Annotated in this window: 19 protein-coding genes; 8 read left to right on the top strand and 11 right to left on the bottom strand. The window is 66.2% G+C overall.

Annotated elements, in window-relative coordinates; genetic code table 11:
• Positions 1-4: 4 nt before the first annotated feature.
• Positions 5-1,168, bottom strand: coding sequence for an acyl-CoA dehydrogenase family protein (locus Rhe02_RS21210; protein ID WP_203910038.1), 1,164 nt, complete (start codon positions 1,166-1,168; stop codon positions 5-7).
• Positions 1,169-1,211: 43 nt separating this feature from the next.
• On the opposite strand from Rhe02_RS21210, the gene Rhe02_RS21205 reads away from it, so the two are divergent.
• Together Rhe02_RS21205 and Rhe02_RS21200 are read left to right on the top strand one after the other, a co-directional pair.
• Positions 1,212-2,330, top strand: a complete 1,119-nt coding sequence (locus tag Rhe02_RS21205) for an acetyl-CoA C-acetyltransferase (RefSeq protein WP_203910037.1) — start codon at positions 1,212-1,214, stop codon at positions 2,328-2,330.
• The gene (locus Rhe02_RS21200) at positions 2,330-3,385 is read left to right on the top strand and encodes an NAD(P)H-dependent flavin oxidoreductase (RefSeq protein ID WP_203910036.1); all 1,056 of its coding nucleotides are present in this window, start codon (positions 2,330-2,332) and stop codon (positions 3,383-3,385) included. The genes Rhe02_RS21205 and Rhe02_RS21200 overlap by 1 nt, the downstream gene beginning before the upstream one ends.
• Here Rhe02_RS21200 and Rhe02_RS21195 read toward each other — a convergent pair.
• Genes Rhe02_RS21195 through Rhe02_RS21185 form a run of 3 tightly spaced genes read right to left on the bottom strand, consistent with a single transcriptional unit; the run spans position 3,330 to position 5,577 of the window.
• The gene (locus tag Rhe02_RS21195) at positions 3,330-4,025 is read right to left on the bottom strand and encodes a CoA-transferase subunit beta (protein WP_203910035.1); all 696 of its coding nucleotides are present in this window, start codon (positions 4,023-4,025) and stop codon (positions 3,330-3,332) included. The two genes, Rhe02_RS21200 and Rhe02_RS21195, sit on opposite strands and share 56 nt — an antisense overlap.
• Positions 4,022-4,843, bottom strand: a complete 822-nt coding sequence (locus Rhe02_RS21190; RefSeq protein WP_203910034.1) for a CoA transferase subunit A — start codon at positions 4,841-4,843, stop codon at positions 4,022-4,024. The genes Rhe02_RS21195 and Rhe02_RS21190 overlap by 4 nt, the downstream gene beginning before the upstream one ends.
• Positions 4,843-5,577 (bottom strand): enoyl-CoA hydratase family protein, encoded by a 735-nt coding sequence (locus Rhe02_RS21185; RefSeq protein WP_203910033.1) that lies wholly within the window; start codon positions 5,575-5,577, stop codon positions 4,843-4,845. The genes Rhe02_RS21190 and Rhe02_RS21185 overlap by 1 nt, the downstream gene beginning before the upstream one ends.
• Positions 5,578-5,621: 44 nt before the next feature.
• Here Rhe02_RS21185 and Rhe02_RS21180 point away from each other — a divergent pair, with 44 nt between their 5' ends.
• Positions 5,622-6,383 carry an SDR family oxidoreductase gene (locus Rhe02_RS21180; RefSeq protein WP_203910032.1) on the top strand — a complete coding sequence of 254 codons (762 nt, stop codon included), beginning with the start codon at positions 5,622-5,624 and terminating at the stop codon, positions 6,381-6,383.
• 26 nt (positions 6,384-6,409) lie between these two features.
• Positions 6,410-7,909, top strand: coding sequence for an aldehyde dehydrogenase family protein (locus tag Rhe02_RS21175; RefSeq protein WP_203910031.1), 1,500 nt, complete (start codon positions 6,410-6,412; stop codon positions 7,907-7,909).
• Here Rhe02_RS21175 and Rhe02_RS21170 read toward each other — a convergent pair.
• The 3 genes from Rhe02_RS21170 to Rhe02_RS21160 are packed head-to-tail and all read right to left on the bottom strand — an operon-like array spanning position 7,902 to position 10,015.
• On the bottom strand, positions 7,902-8,354 hold the full coding sequence (locus tag Rhe02_RS21170) for a pyridoxamine 5'-phosphate oxidase family protein (protein ID WP_203910030.1): 453 nt from the start codon (positions 8,352-8,354) through the stop codon (positions 7,902-7,904). The two genes, Rhe02_RS21175 and Rhe02_RS21170, sit on opposite strands and share 8 nt — an antisense overlap.
• Positions 8,347-9,252, bottom strand: coding sequence for an SDR family NAD(P)-dependent oxidoreductase (locus tag Rhe02_RS21165; protein WP_203910029.1), 906 nt, complete (start codon positions 9,250-9,252; stop codon positions 8,347-8,349). Before Rhe02_RS21165 ends, Rhe02_RS21170 begins: the two co-directional genes overlap by 8 nt.
• A gap of 1 nt (position 9,253) precedes the next feature.
• Complete coding sequence (locus tag Rhe02_RS21160) at positions 9,254-10,015, bottom strand: glucose 1-dehydrogenase (RefSeq protein WP_203910028.1); 762 nt, start codon at positions 10,013-10,015, stop codon at positions 9,254-9,256.
• 73 nt (positions 10,016-10,088) lie between these two features.
• Between Rhe02_RS21160 and Rhe02_RS21155 the strand changes: the two genes are divergently transcribed.
• The gene (locus Rhe02_RS21155) at positions 10,089-10,619 is read left to right on the top strand and encodes an NUDIX hydrolase (protein ID WP_239123953.1); all 531 of its coding nucleotides are present in this window, start codon (positions 10,089-10,091) and stop codon (positions 10,617-10,619) included.
• On the opposite strand, the gene Rhe02_RS21150 is transcribed toward Rhe02_RS21155, so the two are convergent.
• Entirely contained in the window at positions 10,603-11,187 is a 585-nt protein-coding gene (locus Rhe02_RS21150) for a TetR/AcrR family transcriptional regulator (protein WP_203910026.1), read from the bottom strand. The genes Rhe02_RS21155 and Rhe02_RS21150 overlap by 17 nt on opposite strands.
• Positions 11,188-11,258: 71 nt before the next feature.
• Here Rhe02_RS21150 and Rhe02_RS21145 point away from each other — a divergent pair, with 71 nt between their 5' ends.
• A complete protein-coding gene (locus tag Rhe02_RS21145; protein WP_203910025.1) occupies positions 11,259-12,341 on the top strand; it encodes a Zn-dependent alcohol dehydrogenase in 1,083 nt (360 codons plus the stop codon).
• Here the strand turns inward: Rhe02_RS21145 and Rhe02_RS21140 are convergent.
• A complete protein-coding gene (locus tag Rhe02_RS21140) occupies positions 12,332-13,138 on the bottom strand; it encodes an Fpg/Nei family DNA glycosylase (RefSeq protein ID WP_203910024.1) in 807 nt (268 codons plus the stop codon). The two genes, Rhe02_RS21145 and Rhe02_RS21140, sit on opposite strands and share 10 nt — an antisense overlap.
• 25 nt (positions 13,139-13,163) lie before the next feature.
• Here Rhe02_RS21140 and Rhe02_RS21135 point away from each other — a divergent pair, with 25 nt between their 5' ends.
• Both Rhe02_RS21135 and surE read left to right on the top strand, forming a co-directional pair.
• A complete protein-coding gene (locus Rhe02_RS21135; RefSeq protein ID WP_373320666.1) occupies positions 13,164-14,201 on the top strand; it encodes a 1-phosphofructokinase family hexose kinase in 1,038 nt (345 codons plus the stop codon).
• Positions 14,198-14,944 (top strand): 5'/3'-nucleotidase SurE, encoded by a 747-nt coding sequence (gene surE / locus Rhe02_RS21130; RefSeq protein WP_203910023.1) that lies wholly within the window; start codon positions 14,198-14,200, stop codon positions 14,942-14,944. Before Rhe02_RS21135 ends, surE begins: the two co-directional genes overlap by 4 nt.
• Here the strand turns inward: surE and Rhe02_RS21125 are convergent.
• Positions 14,941-16,407, bottom strand: a complete 1,467-nt coding sequence (locus Rhe02_RS21125) for a saccharopine dehydrogenase NADP-binding domain-containing protein (RefSeq protein ID WP_203910022.1) — start codon at positions 16,405-16,407, stop codon at positions 14,941-14,943. The two genes, surE and Rhe02_RS21125, sit on opposite strands and share 4 nt — an antisense overlap.
• The gene (locus Rhe02_RS21120; protein ID WP_203910021.1) at positions 16,404-17,570 is read right to left on the bottom strand and encodes a type III PLP-dependent enzyme; all 1,167 of its coding nucleotides are present in this window, start codon (positions 17,568-17,570) and stop codon (positions 16,404-16,406) included. Before Rhe02_RS21120 ends, Rhe02_RS21125 begins: the two co-directional genes overlap by 4 nt.
• Between the last annotated feature and the right edge of the window lie 80 nt (positions 17,571-17,650).

The raw sequence follows: 17,650 nt of genomic DNA, 5'->3' as shown, positions 1-17,650 counted from the left end.
ATCCCTATCGCTTGGCGGCCGGGAGGCCGAGTCCGGCGGCGGCGATGATGTCTCGTTGCACCTCGTTGGTGCCTCCACCAAAGGTGAGGATCAACGCGGCTCGGTGTGCCCGCTCCAGGCGGCCATGAAGCACCGCTCCCGGCGAGCCGCCTTTGACTTGGGCGTTCGGGCCTAGCACCTCCATCAGGAGGCGGTATGCCTCGGTGGCGAACTCGGTGCCGAACACCTTGGTCGCCGACGCGGCGGCCGGGTTGGGCGAGCTCTGCGCGGCCGAGGCGATGCGCCAGTTGATGAGCTTCAGAAACTCCACCTTCGCGTGCACGCGGGCGAGATTGATCCGCACCCACTCGTGCTCGATGGCGCCGGTCTTGATCGCCCACTCGCGCACCTGCGCCAGCGCGGACCGGATCGGCGCTGAGGAGGTGAGCGCGACGCGCTCATGGTTGAGCTGGTTGGTGATCAGCGGCCAGCCCTCGTTCTCCTTGCCCACCACAGCGGTCACCGGCACGCGAACGTCGGCGTAGTAGGTGGCGCTGGTACTCGGGCCGGCCATGGTGCGCACCGGCGTCCACGAGAAACCCGGCGCCGAAGTGGGAACGATGATGATGGACAAACCCTTGTGCCGTGGGGCTTCCGGATCGGTGCGGCAGGCGAGCCAGACGTAGTCGGCGTATTGGATCAGGCTCGTCCACATCTTCTGTCCATTGATAACGTAGTCGTCTCCATCGCGTACGGCGCGGGTGCGCAGCCCGGCGAGGTCGGTCCCGGCCTCGGGCTCGGAGTAGCCGATGGAGAAATGCAGCTCGCCGGCAGCTATCCGGGGCAGGTAGAAGTCTTTTTGCTCCTGGGTGCCATAGCGCATGATGGTCGGGCCGACCGTGTTGATCGTCAGGAACGGCACCGGGACACCGGCCGCGGCGGCCTCGTCCATGAAGATGAGCTGTTCCATCATGGAACGGCCCTTGCCGCCGTATTCGGTTGGCCAGCCGAGGGTCAGCCAGCCGTCGCGCCCGAGCCTTCTGACGACCTGTTTGTAGGCCTCCGGATCGCCGTACTCACCGTCGACGGACTCCAAAGCGGCGCGCAGCGCGGGCGTCATCAGCTCGGCGAAGTAGCCACGTAGCTCCCGGGCGAGCCGGTCCTGTTCGGGGGTGAAAGCCAGGTGCATCGGCACTCCGATCCGAGAACTGTAACGTGTTCTAATATTACACATGACCGAGGCCTATATCGTGGACGCGATCCGCACCCCCGTCGGCCGCAAGAACGGTGGCCTCGCCAGCGTGCATCCAGCCGACCTGGGAGCGCAAGTCATTGCCGCACTCATCCGTCGCACCGGCATCGACCCGGCTGCCGTCGACGACGTCATCTTCGGCTGCGTCGACACCCTGGGGCCGCAGGCCGGGGACATCGCCCGCACCTGCTGGCTCGCGGCGGGGCTGCCCGACACCGTTCCCGGGGTCACCGTCGATCGGCAATGTGGCTCCTCGCAGCAGGCGGTCCACTTCGGTGCGCAAGCCGTGATGAGTGGGACGGCGGAGCTGATTGTGGCCGGGGGAGTGCAGAATATGAACCTCGTCCCGATCGCCAGCGCGATGCAGGGCGTGTCCCCGTTCGCCGGTTCCCAGGGCTGGGTTGCCCGCTACGGAGAGCAGGAGGTTTCCCAGTTCCGGAGCGCTGACATGATCGCTGAGAGGTGGCAGATCTCCCGGGAGGAGATGGAGGTCTACGCGCTGAGCAGTCACGAGCGCGCGCTGGCGGCAGACTTTTCCGCCGAGATCGTGGCGGTGGCGGGGGTGGACCGCGATGAGTGCCCGCGCGAGACCAGCCTGGAGAAGATGGCCTCGCTGAAGCCCTTGCGCGACAACGGGAGGATCACTGCCGCGCTGGCCAGCCAGAACGCCGATGGCGCGAGCGCGCTGCTCATCGCTTCGGCGGCCGCGGTGCGCGACCACGGTTTGCGGCCGAGGGCAAGAATCCATCACCTGAGCGCCCGGGGCGATGACCCGGTGATGATGCTGACCGCGCCGATTCCTGCGACCATCCACGCGTTGCGCAAGAGCGGGCTGACCATCGATGACATCGACCTGGTCGAGATCAACGAGGCTTTCGCCAGCGTGGTCCTGGCCTGGCTGAAGGAGACGGGAGCGGACCCGGCGCGGGTCAACGTCAACGGTGGGGCGATCGCGCTCGGGCATCCGCTGGGGGCCACCGGGACCCGCCTGATGACCTCGCTGCTCTACGAGCTGGAACGCCGGGGCGGGCGATATGGGCTGCAGACCATGTGCGAGGGCGGCGGGCAGGCGAACGTGACCATCATCGAGCGGCTCTGATGCGGACACGTTTGACGGACCTGGTCGGGGTGCGCTATCCGATCGTCCAAACCGGAATGGGATATGTGGCCGGGGCCCGGCTGACCGCGGCCACGGCGAATGCGGGTGGTTTGGGAATCATCGCGTCGGCAACCCTTGACCTGCCAAGGCTCGGCGACGCCATCGATGAGGTGCAGCGCCGGACCGACCGGCCCTTCGGGGTCAACCTTCGCGCCGACGCCGAGGACGCCGGTGAGCGGATAGACATGATCATCGGGAAGGGGGTGCGGGTCGCTTCCTTTGCGCTGGCGCCCAAACCGGAGCTGATCACGAAACTGAAGGACGCCGGAGTGGTCGTCATTCCGAGCGTGGGCGCGAGGCGGCACGCCGAGAAGGTCGCCAAGTGGGGCGCGGACGCGGTCATCGTCCAGGGCGGCGAGGGCGGCGGGCACACCGGCCCCGTCCCCACCACTCTGTTGCTGCCGCAGGTCGTTGACGCCGTTGACATTCCTGTGATCGCGGCCGGTGGATTCTTCGACGGGCGAGGTCTGGTCGCGGCTCTCGCCTATGGCGCGGCCGGGATCGCCATGGGCACTCGTTTCCTGCTGACCAGCGACAGCCCGGTCGGCGATGCCGTGAAGGAGGTGTATCTCGGCAAAGGGCTCACTGACACTCTTGTCACTACGCGCGTGGACGGGGTACCACATAGAGTCTTGAAAACACCATTCGTCGACACTCTGGAACGCTCCGGTCGGGTTGCCGGATTGGCGCGAGCGCTTCGAAACGCGATGGCCTTCCGCAAACTCGCCGGTCTGTCGGTGGCAAGAATGCTTCGCGAGGGGCAGGCGATGAAACACGGGCGCGATCTCACGTGGAGTCAAATGCTGATGGCCGCCAACACCCCAATGCTCCTGAAGGCCGCGATGGTTGACGGCAGGCCCGATCTGGGCGTGATGTCGGCCGGTCAGGTGGTGGGTTTGCTCGACGACCTGCCAAGCTGTGCCGAGCTGATCGAACGCATCATGGGCGAGGCAGCTGAGACTCTCGCTGCTTTGACGGGTCTAGCCGATCGATGATCGCAAGCTCGGACTCGGTGGGCTCTCTGGTGATGGGCACACTGTCGGGAATGGACAGTTTGAAGCCGGTCGCCTCGACCACGGCTTCCACGGCCACCCCGGGATGCACCGACCGCAGTCGCATCTCGTGGGAGGGCGTGTCGAAATCCAGGACCGCCAGGTTGGTCACCACCACCCGAATTTCGAACGCGCCACGGTCGTAACCTATCCCGCACACCATGTCCACGTTTTCGACGAACACCTTCGGCGAGTGGTTGGGCACGAAATAGCTAGTTGGGTGATTGATGGTATTTCCCGGAGCGCCGCGCACACCGAGCAACTGGGATTTGGGTCGCGCCCAATCGCCGATGCACGAGATGTTTTGGTTGCCGTAGCGGTCGATTTGGCTCGCACCCATCATGACGTGCCGGCGTCCGCTGGCCACCACCGTGAAGACCTGGCGATACGGCATCCAGCCTTCGATGCCGTTCTCGTGCATCAGAAACGCTTCGCCATCACTGAGCAGCAGGCCTGGCGAGAACGTGGCGCGGGCCAGTTTCGCGCCCAGGGTGGGAATGACCCCCATGGGGCTGGCGAGCACCTCGCCATCGCCGCGCCAAGCCTCCGCACATGCGACGACACAGACATCAGCGATGCTCATGCGATCGCCGCCTGATAGTCGGCCTCGGAACCGGCCAGGTATTTGGCATGAAACTCCGGCCACGGGGTCTGCGTGTATTCGCGCTGGAAGTCTTCGTCCCGGCCGTAATCGGGGACGCAGCTGGTGAAATGGGCACCGTTGGGGGTGTGCACGACGGCGTCGACCATCATCCGGTTGACCAGAAGGCTCTGCGGCGGCCCGGTCAGCTCCTCGGTCGGCACCAGCCTTTCACAGGAGAGGTAACGCTTCTCCGCGGCAAGGCAGAACAGGTCGTCGAAATACGGGTCGGGGCCTAGATACTGGCCGTTGCCGCGAGCGTCGGCCCGATTCAGGTGAATCAGCGCCGCATCAAGCTTGAGGGCGGGCATCGCCACAAATTCTTCATCATCCGGGTACGGCGACCGCACCGTTCTCAGCTCCGGATTGACCCGCATCACGTCGGAGCGGAGGCCAGCCCGGATCGGCAGGAAAGGCAACCGATGCGCGGCGGCCAGCAGACCCCAATACAGCATTCCCTCGTCGAGCTCGGTCAGCTCGATCGTTCCCTCCTGGCGGCCGCGCCGGAAATGCGGCTCGAGCGGGATGCTGTCCAGGGAGACGAAGCCGCAGACCACACGTTTGACGCGGCCAGCGGCCATCAGCAGGCCGACATCGGGCCCGCCGTAGGACACCAGGGTGAGGTCCTTGAGATCGGAGCGCAGGATCGCGCGCACCAGGGCCATCGGCTTGCGCCGGGAGCCCCAGCCGCCGATGCCGATGGTCATGCCGTCGCTCAGCTCGCCGACCACCTCGTCGGCGGTGAGCACCTTGTCGTCCATCAACGACCGTCCACAAAAGACTGCCGGGCCTCGTCGGAGACGCCGGTGAGGTTGAGTTCGAAGGTGAAGCCTTGCTCGAACCGGTACGACCTTTTCACGTCCACCGGATCGATTCCGTTGAGGGCCTGCTTGGCCGCGCGGATGATGGCCGGGTGCTTGCCCGCGATCTGCCGCGCCACCGCCCAGGCGGCTTCGCGCAGTCGCTCGGGGGCAACGACTTCGAGCACCGAGCCGTGGTGATGCAGCTGCTGCGCGGTCACCGTCGCACAGGTGTAGACCATGGCGCGCATCAGATGCTGCGGCACGAGCCGGGCCAGGTGGGTGGCCGCGCCAAGCGCGCCGCGATCGACCTCGGGCAGGCCGAAGGTCGCGTCGTCGGAGGCGATGACGATGTCGGCGTTGCCGACCAGGCCCACGCCACCGCCCAGGCAGAAGCCGTGAACCGCCGCGATGACGGGCACTTCGCATTCGTACACCGCGGCGAAGGCTTCGTAACAGCCTTTGTTCGCACCGAGCAGCGCCTGGTGCCCCGGGGTTCGCTGCATTTCCTTGATGTCTACGCCCGCACAAAAGCCACGGCCGTTGGCCGCCAGCACCACCGCCCGGTTCTGGCGGCCCGCCTTCGATATCGCCTGGGCCAGGTCGAGCCAGCCCTGCGCGGGAAGTGCATTAACGGGTGGAAAGTCGATGACGACCTCGGCGATGTCGGCATCCGACCGGACATGGATCCCCATCGCGGTCCCTTCAACCTAGCGTTTGCTTGGTACCGTACTATGCCATGGAGGCCCTTGATTTCACAGACCGCGTCGTGATCGTCACGGGTGGGACGCGCGGCATCGGGGCCGGGATAGCGCGGCGCTTCCGGGCCGCGGGTGCGACTGTCTACGTGTGTGGGCGGACTGACCCAGGGCAATCCCCGCCCGGCATTCGGTTCGCCGAAGCCGACGTGCGCGATCCGGCCCAAGTGGATCGTCTCTTCACCGAGGTCGGCCGGGTCGACATCGTGGTCAACAACGCCGGTGGTTCCCCCTACGCCGACGCGGCCACGGCCTCTCCGCGCTTTCATGCCAAGGTGATTGAGCTGAACCTGGTCGCGCCGCTGCACGTCGCGCAGCGGGCCAACGCGACGATGCAGGCGCAGCCGGAGGGCGGCTCGATCATCATGATCGGGAGCGTCAGCGGGTCCCGTCCGTCACCCGGGACAGCGGCCTATGGCGCCGCCAAGGCCGGGCTGAACCATCTGGCCACCAGCCTCGCGGTCGAATGGGCGCCCAAGGTGCGGCTCAACACCGTCGTGGTTGGACTGGCCGACAGCGGCTCCTCGGCCGGCAGCGAGCACTACGGCTCGATGGCCGCGATCGCCGAAACCGTCCCGCTGAGCAGGCTGGCGACGCCCGACGACATTGCGGGCGCGTGCCTGTACCTGGCCTCGCCGCTGGCCGCTTACATCACCGGCGCCTCGCTTTTGCTGCACGGCGGAGGAGAGCGCTCGGCATATCTGGCGGCGATGGCTCGCGAGGCGTACCCTCCCAAAAAGTAGAACGTGTTTCAAAAGAGGGAGTGGCGATGATTACCTCGATGAAGCCGTACCGCGACGCATTAGGGCTGGTCAATGGCCAGCTTTTGGTCGACGGTGCGTGGTCGGACTCCCAGTCGGGCGAAACATGGACTCACCTGCATCCGGCGACCGGGGAGGACGTCGCGCAGTTCGCGGTCGCTGGAGCCGACGACGTCGACCGGGCCGTACGCGCGGCGCGGAAGGCCTTCGACGAAGGGCCATGGCCGAGGTCGCGGGCGAAGGACCGCATCAAGGTGCTGCGGCGCACGGCCGATCTGGTGCGAGAACACGGCGACGAGCTGCTGCGGCTGCAGGCGCTGGACAACAGCGTGCCGCTCACCTTCTCCACGACCTACGCGATGTCGATGGAGTGCGTCGCGGACATCTTCGATCACCACGCCGGCTGGATAGACAAGCTCGGTGGCGAGACGCTGCCCGGCTTCCAAGGCGGCGACCACATGGTGCTGACGCTGCGCGAGCCGATCGGTGTCGTGGCCGCGATCGTGGCCTGGAACGCGCCGCTGCTGCTCGCCGCGCAGAAGCTGGCGCCCGCGCTGGCCGCCGGCTGCACTGTCGTGCTCAAGCCTTCCGAGCTGGCGACCTTCGCCGTGCTGCGGCTGGTGCGGTTGCTCGAAGAGGCGGGCCTGCCCGAGGGGGTTCTCAACGTCGTTACCGGGCCGGGTAATCCAACCGGTGACGCGCTGATCAACCACCCAATGGTCGACAAGATCTCCTTCACCGGGAGCCGGGAGACCGGGCGCCGGGTGCTGGCGGCGGCCAATGCCGGGTTCAAGCGGGTCAGCCTCGAGCTGGGTGGGAAGAGCCCGGCCATCGTGTTCGCCGACGCCGACGTCTACACCGCGGGTGCGGTCACCATGGGCACGGTCGCGCTCGGCGTCTCGGGTCAGGCTTGCATCGCGCAGACGCGAGCCATCGTCCATCGCGATGTCTATGAGGAATTCCTCATGGTGGCGATGGGGATGACGTCGATGATCAATTATGGTGACCCCTTCGACGAGGAGACCACGGCGTCGCCCCTGATCAGCGCCAAGCAGGTGGAGCGGGTGCTGAACTACGTTGACCTCGGCCATCAGGAAGGGGCGCGCCTCGTGTGTGGCGGGGCCAAACCCGACGGGCCTGGAAACTTTGTGCTGCCAACGATTTTCGCGGACGTCAACAACGACATGCGAGTGGCGCGGGAAGAGATCTTCGGCCCGATCCTGTGTGTGGTGCCGTTCTCCGATGAGGAGGAGGCGATCCGGCTCGCGAACGACACCGAATACGGGCTCGGGGCGACGGTCTACACCAACGACGTCAAGCGGGCCATGCGGATGGCGCGCGGCATCCGGGCCGGAACGATTGGCGTGAACGGGTATCAGCTCGAACCGCATGCGCCGTTTGGCGGGTACGGGCAGTCGGGGATGGGCCGCGAGGGCGGGCGGACCGCGATCGAGGCCTACACCGAGGTGAAGACGGTGCTGATTCCCACCACCGACGAGCTTATGTGAGCAACTTGCGGTGATCCCATGAGGTGACCTTGGTGGGCTGGACGAAGTAGCCGAACCGCTTGCGGCCGGTGTAGGCGACGTAATCCTCCAGCCCATCGGCCGGTACGCCGGCGATGCCCGCGGCTATCCGCCTGCCGATCTCCAGCACGCCCGCCTGCTCCTCGATGATGCGCACCGCCCCGTTGACCTGAACCCCTTGCAGGTCAAAGTATTCGTCGCCGGTCTCGACCAGGCAGGTCACACGGGGATCGCGGGCCATGTTGAGGGCCTTCTGGGACGTGCGGTAAGTCCAGAAGGCGATCTGGCCCTCCAACACGGCGTAGTACATGGCCACCAGGTGCGGGGTGCCGTCGCGGCCGATCGTCGCGAGCGTCATCTTGCGGTGCGAGGTAAGGAACTCAGTTACCTCGTCAGCGGACATTGCCGCCTTGGCCCGCTCACTCACCGAAAGTCGATTCGGCCAGCGGCAAGGTGGCCTCGCAGACGAAACCGGGGACCGGCGGCTCGGCGGTGAACAGCCCGCCGAGGGCGTCGTGAATGGACTCTGCGGACCAGAGGTTGGTGAAGGATGCCCGTAGCGTGGGCGGCGCCATGACTGCCACCACACCACTATGGACTATGAATACCTCTCCGGTGATCCGGGAGGCGGCGGGACTGGCCAAGTAGGTGACGAGAGGAGCCACGTGGTCGGGGGAGAGCGGATCGCTGGTGCCCGTGTCGGGGGCGGTGCCCATCAGGGCCGCTGTCATTTCCGTCCGGGCCCGTGGGCAGATCGCGTTGGCGAGGACGCCGTAGCGTGCGCAGCTGCGGGCGATGGACAGGGTCAGCGCGGTGATGCCGCCCTTGGCCGCGGCATAGTTCGGCTGGCCGGCCGAGCCGAGCAGGAACGCCTCTGACGAGGTGTTGATGACGCGGGCGTAGACCGGTGCGCCGGTCTGCTTGCTACGGTCGCGCCAATAGGCGGTGGCCAGGCGTGAGGTCACGAAGTGGCCGCGCAGGTGGACGCGAATGACCAGGTCCCACTCCTCGGGCGACATCGTGAAGATCATGCGGTCGCGCAGCACACCGGCGTTGTTGACCAGAATGTCAAGGCCGCCAAACGAATCCAGCGCCATAGCGACCATGGCCTCGGCGGTGGACCAGTCGGCGACATCACCCGCGCACACCGCGGCCTCGCCGCCGAGGGTCTTGATTTCCTCCGCCACGCCTTGGACGGCATCACCGGGCAGGTCGTTGAGGACCACCCGGGCACCGGCTTGGGCCAGGGCGAGCGCTTCGGATCGGCCAAGGCCCTGCCCGGCTCCGGTGACCAGGGCGACTTTCCCGTCGAGTGCGAGCGTCATCTCAGTACCCCGGACCACTCAAAATTCCGCCATCGGCAATGAATTCGCTGCCGGTGGAGTAGGACGACTCGTCGGAGGCGAGGAAGGCCACCAGCCGGGACACTTCGACCGGCTCGCCGAATCGGGGGATCGGCATGGCTTTGAGGAAGCTCGCGCCATCGACATCGGTCATGGTCTGCGCGGCCTCCATCGCCATCGGTGTCATGATGCCGCCGGGGTGGATCGAGTTCACCCGAATGCCATGCTGGCCAAGCTCTTGGGCGGCGGATTTGGTGATGCCGCGGATGGCGAACTTGCTTGCGCTGTAGGCCGACAGCCCGGCGGCGCCGGTGAAGCCCTCGATCGAGGAGATGTTGATGATGGAGCCGCCGCCGGCCGCGATCATCGGATCGATGACGGCCCTTATGCCAAGCCAGCTCCCCACCACATTGATCTCGAGCACCCGACGGAACTCGGCCGGTGACATATCGGCGATCTTCGCATGGCGCAGCACGCCCGCGTTGTTGACGAGCACATCGAGCCTGCCGAACGTCTCCAGGGTGGTGGCGACGGCGGCGGCCCAATCGTCCTCACTGGTCACGTCCTGGTGCACGTATCGGGCTGATTCGCTGCTCAGCTTGGCGGCGACCGCGTTCCCCGCGTCGTCGAGCACGTCACCGAAAACGACTCGTGCCCCCTGCGCCACGAGGTGTCGCACATGGGACTTGCCCATGCCGCGGGCACCGCCGGTGATGAGAGCGACCTTGCCTTCGAGCTTTCCCATCGGGCCTCCCGGCCTAGTCGACTCGCGGAAACCAAACGCTTGCTTGGTCGAGCATAGGGCAAGATTGGTACCTGTGGGAGATCTCTATGACGACGCAGTGGCCCAGCTATCCGCTTGGCGTGCCGACGATCCCGTGCGTCAGCGCTTTCTCGATCTGCTGGCTTCCTCGCCGGAGGTGATGTGGGCTGGGTATCCGGAGGCACACGTCACAGCGAGCGCGATGATCGTTCATCCCGACCTCGAGCGGGTGCTGCTCTGCCTGCACGGGCGGATGAACAAGTGGGTTCAGGTGGGCGGGCATTGCGAGCCTGGCGATAACAGCCTGCTTGAGGCCGCCATGCGTGAGGCGCGCGAGGAGTCGGGATTGCAGGATTTCCTGGCGCAACCCGTCCCGATCGACCTCGACATCCATCAGGTCAACTGCCGCCACGGGGCGTCATATCACTATGACGTGCGATTTGCGCTGCTGGCCCAGGCAGGTCAGGTGGAGCAGGTCAGCGATGAGTCCCATGAGCTCGGCTGGTTTGCCGCGGACTCGCTGCCGACGCCGATGGCGCACGCCACCGAGCACCTGGTGCCTTTGGCGCTCAAGGCTTTTCGTTGATCCCGTGGAACAGCAGGCTGAGGAAGGCGTCGACGATCTGCGGGGTCGACCACTGATTGCCGGGCTGCCAGTGCACCGGGATCCAGAGGATGTCGCGTAGCAGGCGGTAGGTGAGCTTGGCGTCGAGGTCGGCACGGAACACACCCGCCCGCTTGCCCTCCTCGAACTGGGTGATCCAGATTTTTTCTATTTCCTGCAAGGCTTTTCGCAGGTACCCGAATCGGGGTTGCCCGCTGAAATAGGTCCAGTCGTTCTGCAGCATGGCGAGGGCGGCCCGGTGCCGGGCCAGGGTGCCCGTGCTGGTGCGCACGATGGTTTCGAGCACGGCGCGCGGATCGTCGCCGGTGTCGACCGCCGCCCGATAGTCGGCCAGCACGTCGTTGAGGAACCCCTGCAGGATCTCGTCACCGATCGACTCCTTCGAGTCGAAGTGGTGATAGAGGCTTCCCGACAGAATCCCGGCGGCGTCGGCGATTTCGCGCACGGTGGTGGCCCGGAAGCCCTTCTCGGCGAACAGCTCCCCGGCGAGCACCACCAGATGAGCCCGGCGCTCCGATGTTGCGGTCACGGCGCCATTATGCCTGCACCCGTCCACGAGCTGCTCTTGCGGGCAATTTTGTCACCTGTTCTAATTTCTCGATGCGGGCAGCGGTGCTTCGTTCCATTGATGATAATGAGATCGTAATTCGCGATGATGTTGAGCTGCTGGCACCGGGGCCTGGCCAGGTTCGAGTCAAGATCAAGGCGGCTGGGATCTGCCACTCGGATCTGTCGGCACGCCGAGGCGACCTGCCGCAGCCGGTCCCGGCGATCCTCGGCCACGAGGCCGCGGGCGAAGTGATCGAGGTGGGTGAGGACATCGCGGATCTGTCCGTGGGCGATCGGGTCATCCTCAACTGGATGTCCAGCTGCGGAAGGTGCGCCAGCTGCCGGCGAGGTGAACCGCACCTGTGTCTGAACCATCTGATGCGCGCCTACTCGCGGCCTCAGTTCCGGCTCGATGGCGCACCGGTCTTCGGGCTGTCCGGGATCGGCGGATTCGCCGAGGAGACGGTCCTGTCCCGCGGGGGCGTGGTGAAGATCGATGATGACGTGCCCTACGAAATCGCGGCGCTCATCGGGTGCGGGGTGATGACCGGGGTGGGCGCGGTCCTCAACACCGCCAAGGTGACGCCGGGCTCCACCGTTGTCGTCATCGGCTGCGGAGGGGTGGGGCTTTCGGCCGTACAGGGGGCGCGGATCGCGGGGGCCGGCGCCATCGTCGCGGTCGACACGGTCCCGGCCAAACTTGAGACAGCGAAGCGATTCGGGGCCACCCACGCGGCCGGCCCGGCGGGGCTGAGCGACATCGCCGAGGCGGTCACCGGCGGGGAGGGGTTCGACTATGCCTTCGAGGCGGCCGGATCGCCGCAAGCCATCAGGAGCGCTTGGGGTGCCGCCCGGCGCGGTGGGACGGTCGTGGTGGTCGGGGCGGGCCGGATGGACGAGGTGGTGGAGTTCTCGCCCTTTGAGCTTATGTTCGATGCCAAGACGCTCGTCGGATCGCTTTTCGGGTCGGCCAATCCCAAGCTGGATTACCCACGGCTGCTTGAGCTGTGGCGGGAGGGGCGGCTGGACCTGGTCGGCATGATCAGTCATCGGATCCGGCTGGAGGACGTGAACGCGGCGCTCGGGGCGCTTGGGCGCGGCGACGTCATCCGCCAAGTGATCATTTATGACTGACAGGCCGGGCACCAATAGGTGTTGCGGCCGTTGAGTTCTCCGCGCGCGATCGGGGTGCCGCAGACGAGGCAGGGCTGGCCCGCGCGGCGGTAGACGTAAACCTCACCACCGTGCCGGTCGACGCGGGGCGCACGGCCCATCGCCTCGGGCATGTGCTTGGGGCGCACGGTGTCTATCCGTCCACTTACGACTGCCGCGGCCATGAGCGCGACCAGGTCACCCCAGATCTGCTTCCAGCCCTTGGGGGTGAGCGCCGTCCCGGGAGTGCTGGGATGCAGACCGGCTCGGTAGAGGCACTCCATGACGAAAATGAGGCCCGCGCCGGCGATGATGGACTGGTCGAGCAGGAGAGCGCCTAGCGGAGCGGCGCGTTTCTTCAGGCGGGCGAAGGCGAGCTTGGGATCGGCATCGGGGCGAAGCGGGTCGATGCCGAGACGATCCAGCAGGGCCTTTTCTGAAGCGCCGTCGAGCAGCTCGCAAGCCGAGGGGCCGCGCAGATCGATCCAATGGTGATCGTTGGAAAGCCGCATCCGCAGCTCCCCGATGGGAGGCGGCGCGGGAAGAGCGCCATCGCTGAACTTGCCGTAGAGGCCGAGGTGCACGTGCAGGGTCAGGCCGAAGTCGTAATGGTGCAGCAGGTGTTTGCCGTAGGCCTCGGCGAACTCCAGCTTCGACCCGGACAGCAGGGCCGCTCCGGCCGAAAACCGCCCTTGCGGGCTCGTCGCGTTCACCACCTCACCGCGCAGCAGCTCGTTGTGGCGTGCGGCGAGGCGATGAATGGTGTGACCCTCCGGCATGAAATGACGATATCCGGGGTACCCGATGAGGGTGACAGGACAGGTCATGGTCTTCGCGCCTGCGCCCGAGCTGACGATCACGATCGAGCAGGCGGGCGACGACACCCATATCCATCTGCATGCGGGCGGCCAGGGCATCTGGCAGGCCCGGATGATCGCGACCCTCGGCGTACCGGTGGCGCTGTGCACCGCGTTCGGCGGCGAAACCGGCCGGGTGCTGGAGCCGCTGACGGCGGCCGAGGGGGTCTGGCTGCGCACAGTCACCAGCGGCGGCCGCAGCGCCGCCTACGTGCACGACCGGCGCGACGGCGAGCGCGTGGAGCTGGCGCGCTCCCCGGCCGAGCCAATGCCGCGGCACGAGCTGGACGAGCTCTACGGGCTCGCGCTCACCGAGGGTTTGCGGGCAACGGTTTCGGTGCTCAGCGGCACCCGCGACCCGCATGTCATCGAGCCCGACGTCTATCGCCGTCTCGCCGGTGATCTGCGGCGCAACGACGGCTTGGTGGTGGCCGACCTGACCGGGGACTACCTGGACGCGGTCCTCGAAAGCGGGCTCGACTTCCTCAAGGTGAGCCATGAGGAGCTGGTGGAGTCGGGCCGCGCGCCCGACGACAGCCAGGAGGCCCTCGTCAAAGCGCTGCGCGAGCTGCACGAGGAAGGCGCGCAGACGGTGGCGGTCAGCCGCGCGGAAAAGCCCGCGCTGGTCTACCTCGATGGCGAGATCCACGAGGTGCGGCTCCCGTCGCTGGAGCCGGCTGACCATCGCGGCGCCGGCGACTCGATGACGGCCGGGGTCGCAGCGACCATGGCACAGGGCGGCGACATGCGCACCGCGATCCGCATCGGCGGCGCGGCGGGCGCGGTGAACGTCACCCGGCACGGGCTGGGAACCGGCCGGGCCAGCGTCATCAGCAAGCTGATGGAAGAGGTGGAGCTGGTGCCCCTCAGCCAGCAGCAGACCCGAAAAGCTTCCAGCGCCGCAAGGAATGACGGCGCTGGTCGTGCGGCGCGGAAGCGGGGAGCGGGCGCGGCCGGGAAGCAGGAGGCTGGGCGGTCGGCGTGAGGGGGCGGGTTCTGATCACCAACGACGACGGCATCGATTCGCCCGGTCTGCAGGCGCTCGCGAAGATGGCGCACCGGCAAGGCTTTGAGGTCGTGGTGGCGGCTCCGATGGTCGAGTCGAGCGGGTCGAGCGCGGGGATCGTGGCGACGCAGAGCGATGGGCGGGTCGTGGTGGAGAAGCGGAGCCTGCCGGAGCTGGCGGAGGTGGAGAGCTATGCGGTCGCGGCGACGCCTGCCTACATCGTGCTGATCGCCAGCCGGGGCGCCTTCGGAGAACCGTTTCAGCTGGTGCTGTCCGGGGTCAACCACGGTGCCAACTTCGGTTACGCGATCATCCATTCTGGAACGGTGGGGGCTGCGCTGACGGCGGTGACCTATGGGTGCCCCGCGATGGCGGTCTCCCTTGACGTCGGGCTGAACGTGCGCGGGGATCTACATTGGACAACCGCGGCTCACATAGCGTCGACCATGCTCGACGAGGCGTTGGGCGCGCCGCCGCGGGTGGCGATAAACGTCAACGTTCCCAACGTGGAGCGGGAAAAGGTGCTGGGCGTGAAACGGGCCAGGCTGGCGGCATTTGGTGCGGTGCAAACCAATCTGGAGGTCGGCGACGGATATGTGCGCACCACGATCGTCGATCACAGCGACGAATTCGAGCCCGGCACCGACGCGGCGCTGCTAGCCGACGGATACGCCTCGGTGACCCCCTTGCAGGCGGTCACCGAGGCGCTGGAGGTGCTTTAGGAGACGCGGAAGTTGCTGAAAGCCCAGGGCTCGTCGCCTTCAACCGCCGCCGGGCGGAAGTTGGCGAAGGGCTCGTAGGCGGCGCTGCGCGGGTTCCAGTCCGTCTGGACCGAGGGAACCTTGCCCAGGTAAGGGTTGGCGACCTCGAGGACCGCGGTGTGGTCGAGATCGTCTGGCACGCACAGACCCTTGTTCGGGTTGTTGACGATCCAGAAGACCGCGCCCAGCACCGATGCGGCAACCTGGAGGGTTGTCGCGTTCTGATGCGGTACCAAGGAACGGGATTCATGAATGTCGAGTTGTGAACCGACCCACCAGCCGTTGAGGTCGTGTCCTAGGAGAAGGACACCGAGCTCATCCATTCCTTCGGTGATCTCGTCATTCATGATGCGCTGGTTGGTCTGCAGCTCGTAACCGGTCATCCGGCACTCGTAGAGCGAGTTCATCGCCGCGTCGGTGGGCAGGTAGGCGTAGTGCACGGTCGGCCGGTAGGCCGCCTCGCCGTTTTCCCACACCGTCAGGTGATCGGAGATGGTGAACGCTTCGCCGTGCCGGACCACCATGCCGATGATGGGGCCGCCGATGGGCACCCAGGAACGAACGTAGGTGGTGATTCCGGTCTGCGCCAAGCAGATCTGGTTACGCGGGCCCTCGGCGTGGGTGTACGCGTGCTCCGGCAGCGCCGGTTCGTGCGTGCCCCAGCCCATCTCGGCCGGCGCGATGCCCTCCTCGTAGAAGCCCTCGACCGACCAGGTGTTGACGAATTCGCCTACCTGCTTGGGCTTGTCGGAGATCTGGGTGTCGCGCTCGGAGATGTGAATGACCTTGGTGCCGGTCAGCTGGCCGAGCTTGGCGTAATCGCGGTTGGCCAGAGCGGTTTCGAGCGCCTCGCGGCGCTCGGGCGCTGGCGACGACTGCTGCAGGATCGCGCCGGTGATGTCCTCGAGCGCCACCTTGGTCCAGTGCGAGACCAGACCGGGGTTGGCGCCGTGCTCGACCACCGCGGTCGGGCCGTCGGCCCGCCACGTCTTGGCGCGTTCACGCAACTTCATGTGCCGGGCGTAGAGCGTGCGGTCCTGCGGCGTGGTGGTGAGCTGGTCCTCGTAGGGGTCCCAAAGCTCGACCGACGTGTCGACGTAGAGCACCCCGTGGTCTTGGCACCACTGGATGATCTCCACTGTGTCGATGTTCCAAGCGAGGTTGATCAGCAGATCGCCCTCTCCCAGGTGCGCGCTCAGCTCGGCGGAGATGTTCTCCGGAGTGATCCGGGTCCTCGCGTAGTTGGCCCCCGCCGCCAGCGTCTCAGGGATGGCCTCGGCCAGATCCTCGAAGTCCATCACCGTCAGGTTGGCGAAGTCCATGTCGAGGTGGCGCAGCAGCAACGGCTGCAGGCACTGCGAGACCGAGCCGCAGCCCAGCAGCAGCACCTTGCCGTTAAAGCGAAGGCGGGGAAGTCCAGTCACGCGTTGTCTCCGATACAGAAAGTTGCCAGTGGTGCGAAGCCGTTGAATGCAACGGACGAATAGGTTGTGGTGTAAGCACCGGTGTTAAGAATATCCACGTAGTCGCCGGTGCGAAGTGCCAACGGCAGCTCATAGGGTGTGTCCTTGTACATGACATCGACGCTGTCGCAAGTCGGGCCCGCGATTGCGGTGGGTCCGGTTGCTTCGCCGTCATGCGCGGTCACTATTCGGTACCGGATAGCCTCGCCCTCGGTCTCGGCGAGCCCGCCGAATCGACCGATATCAAGGTAGACCCACCGCAGATCCTCCTCATAGGACTTTCGGGAGACGAGCACCACTTCGGCCCGAATCACCCCGGCTTCGGCCGCCACGTAGCGGCCGGGCTCGATAGCCAAGCGGGGCTTGGCTTCGCCGAAGTGCCGGCTTACCGATTGCTGGATCGCCTGGCCGTAGTCGTCGATGGGCAGCACCGGACTCAGATATCCCACCGGGAAACCACCCCCTACGTCCAGGAAGTCCAGCTCGATGCCCACCTTTTGCAGAGCCTGGAAAACCTGGGCGGCCTCGGCGATGCTCGGATCCCACCGGCTCGGATCGAGCTGCTGGGAACCGACATGGAAAGAGATCCCGATCGGGTCGAGCCCGAGACTCGGGGCTAGTGCCAGCAGATCCACCGCCATATCCGGGGAGCAGCCGAACTTTCGGCTCAGCGGCCACTGCGCTCCCGCGCTGCTGGCCAGGAGCCGGCAGAAGACCTGGGCACCCGGTGCGTTCTCAGCCAGCTTGCGCAGCTCGTCTTCGCAGTCGAACACGAACATGCGCACGCCGCGTTGGTACGCGTAGCGGATGTCTTTGGCCTTCTTGATGGTGTTGCCATAGGACAGCATTTGCGGATCGGCGCCTTGGGAAAGGCAGATATCGATCTCTGCGGTGCTGGCAACGTCGAACGATGAGCCCGCTTCGGCGAGTCGCCGGATCAGCCGTGGCTCTGGATTCGCCTTGACGGCGTAGTAGATCTTGGTGTCCGGGAAGGCTCTCGCTAACCGGTGGTACTGGGTCGCGGCTACCTTCGGGTCGAGGAGGAGATAGGGGGTCGTAGGGAAGTCTGGGATGCTGGGTGGGTCTGTGCCAGTGAGGCCATCGACATTGGTGTCGTTAATCATCTCTCGCTAGAACCTCCACAAGAGTTTGCGGATTGGGACGTAGAAGAGTAACCGGTAAGGGGCCTCGAGTGCTATCTCCC

Source organism: Rhizocola hellebori, from assembly GCF_016862955.1.
GTDB lineage: Bacteria > Actinomycetota > Actinomycetes > Mycobacteriales > Micromonosporaceae > Rhizocola > Rhizocola hellebori.
Note: the sequence above shows the minus strand (reverse complement) of the source record. Positions and strands in the feature narration are given on the sequence as shown.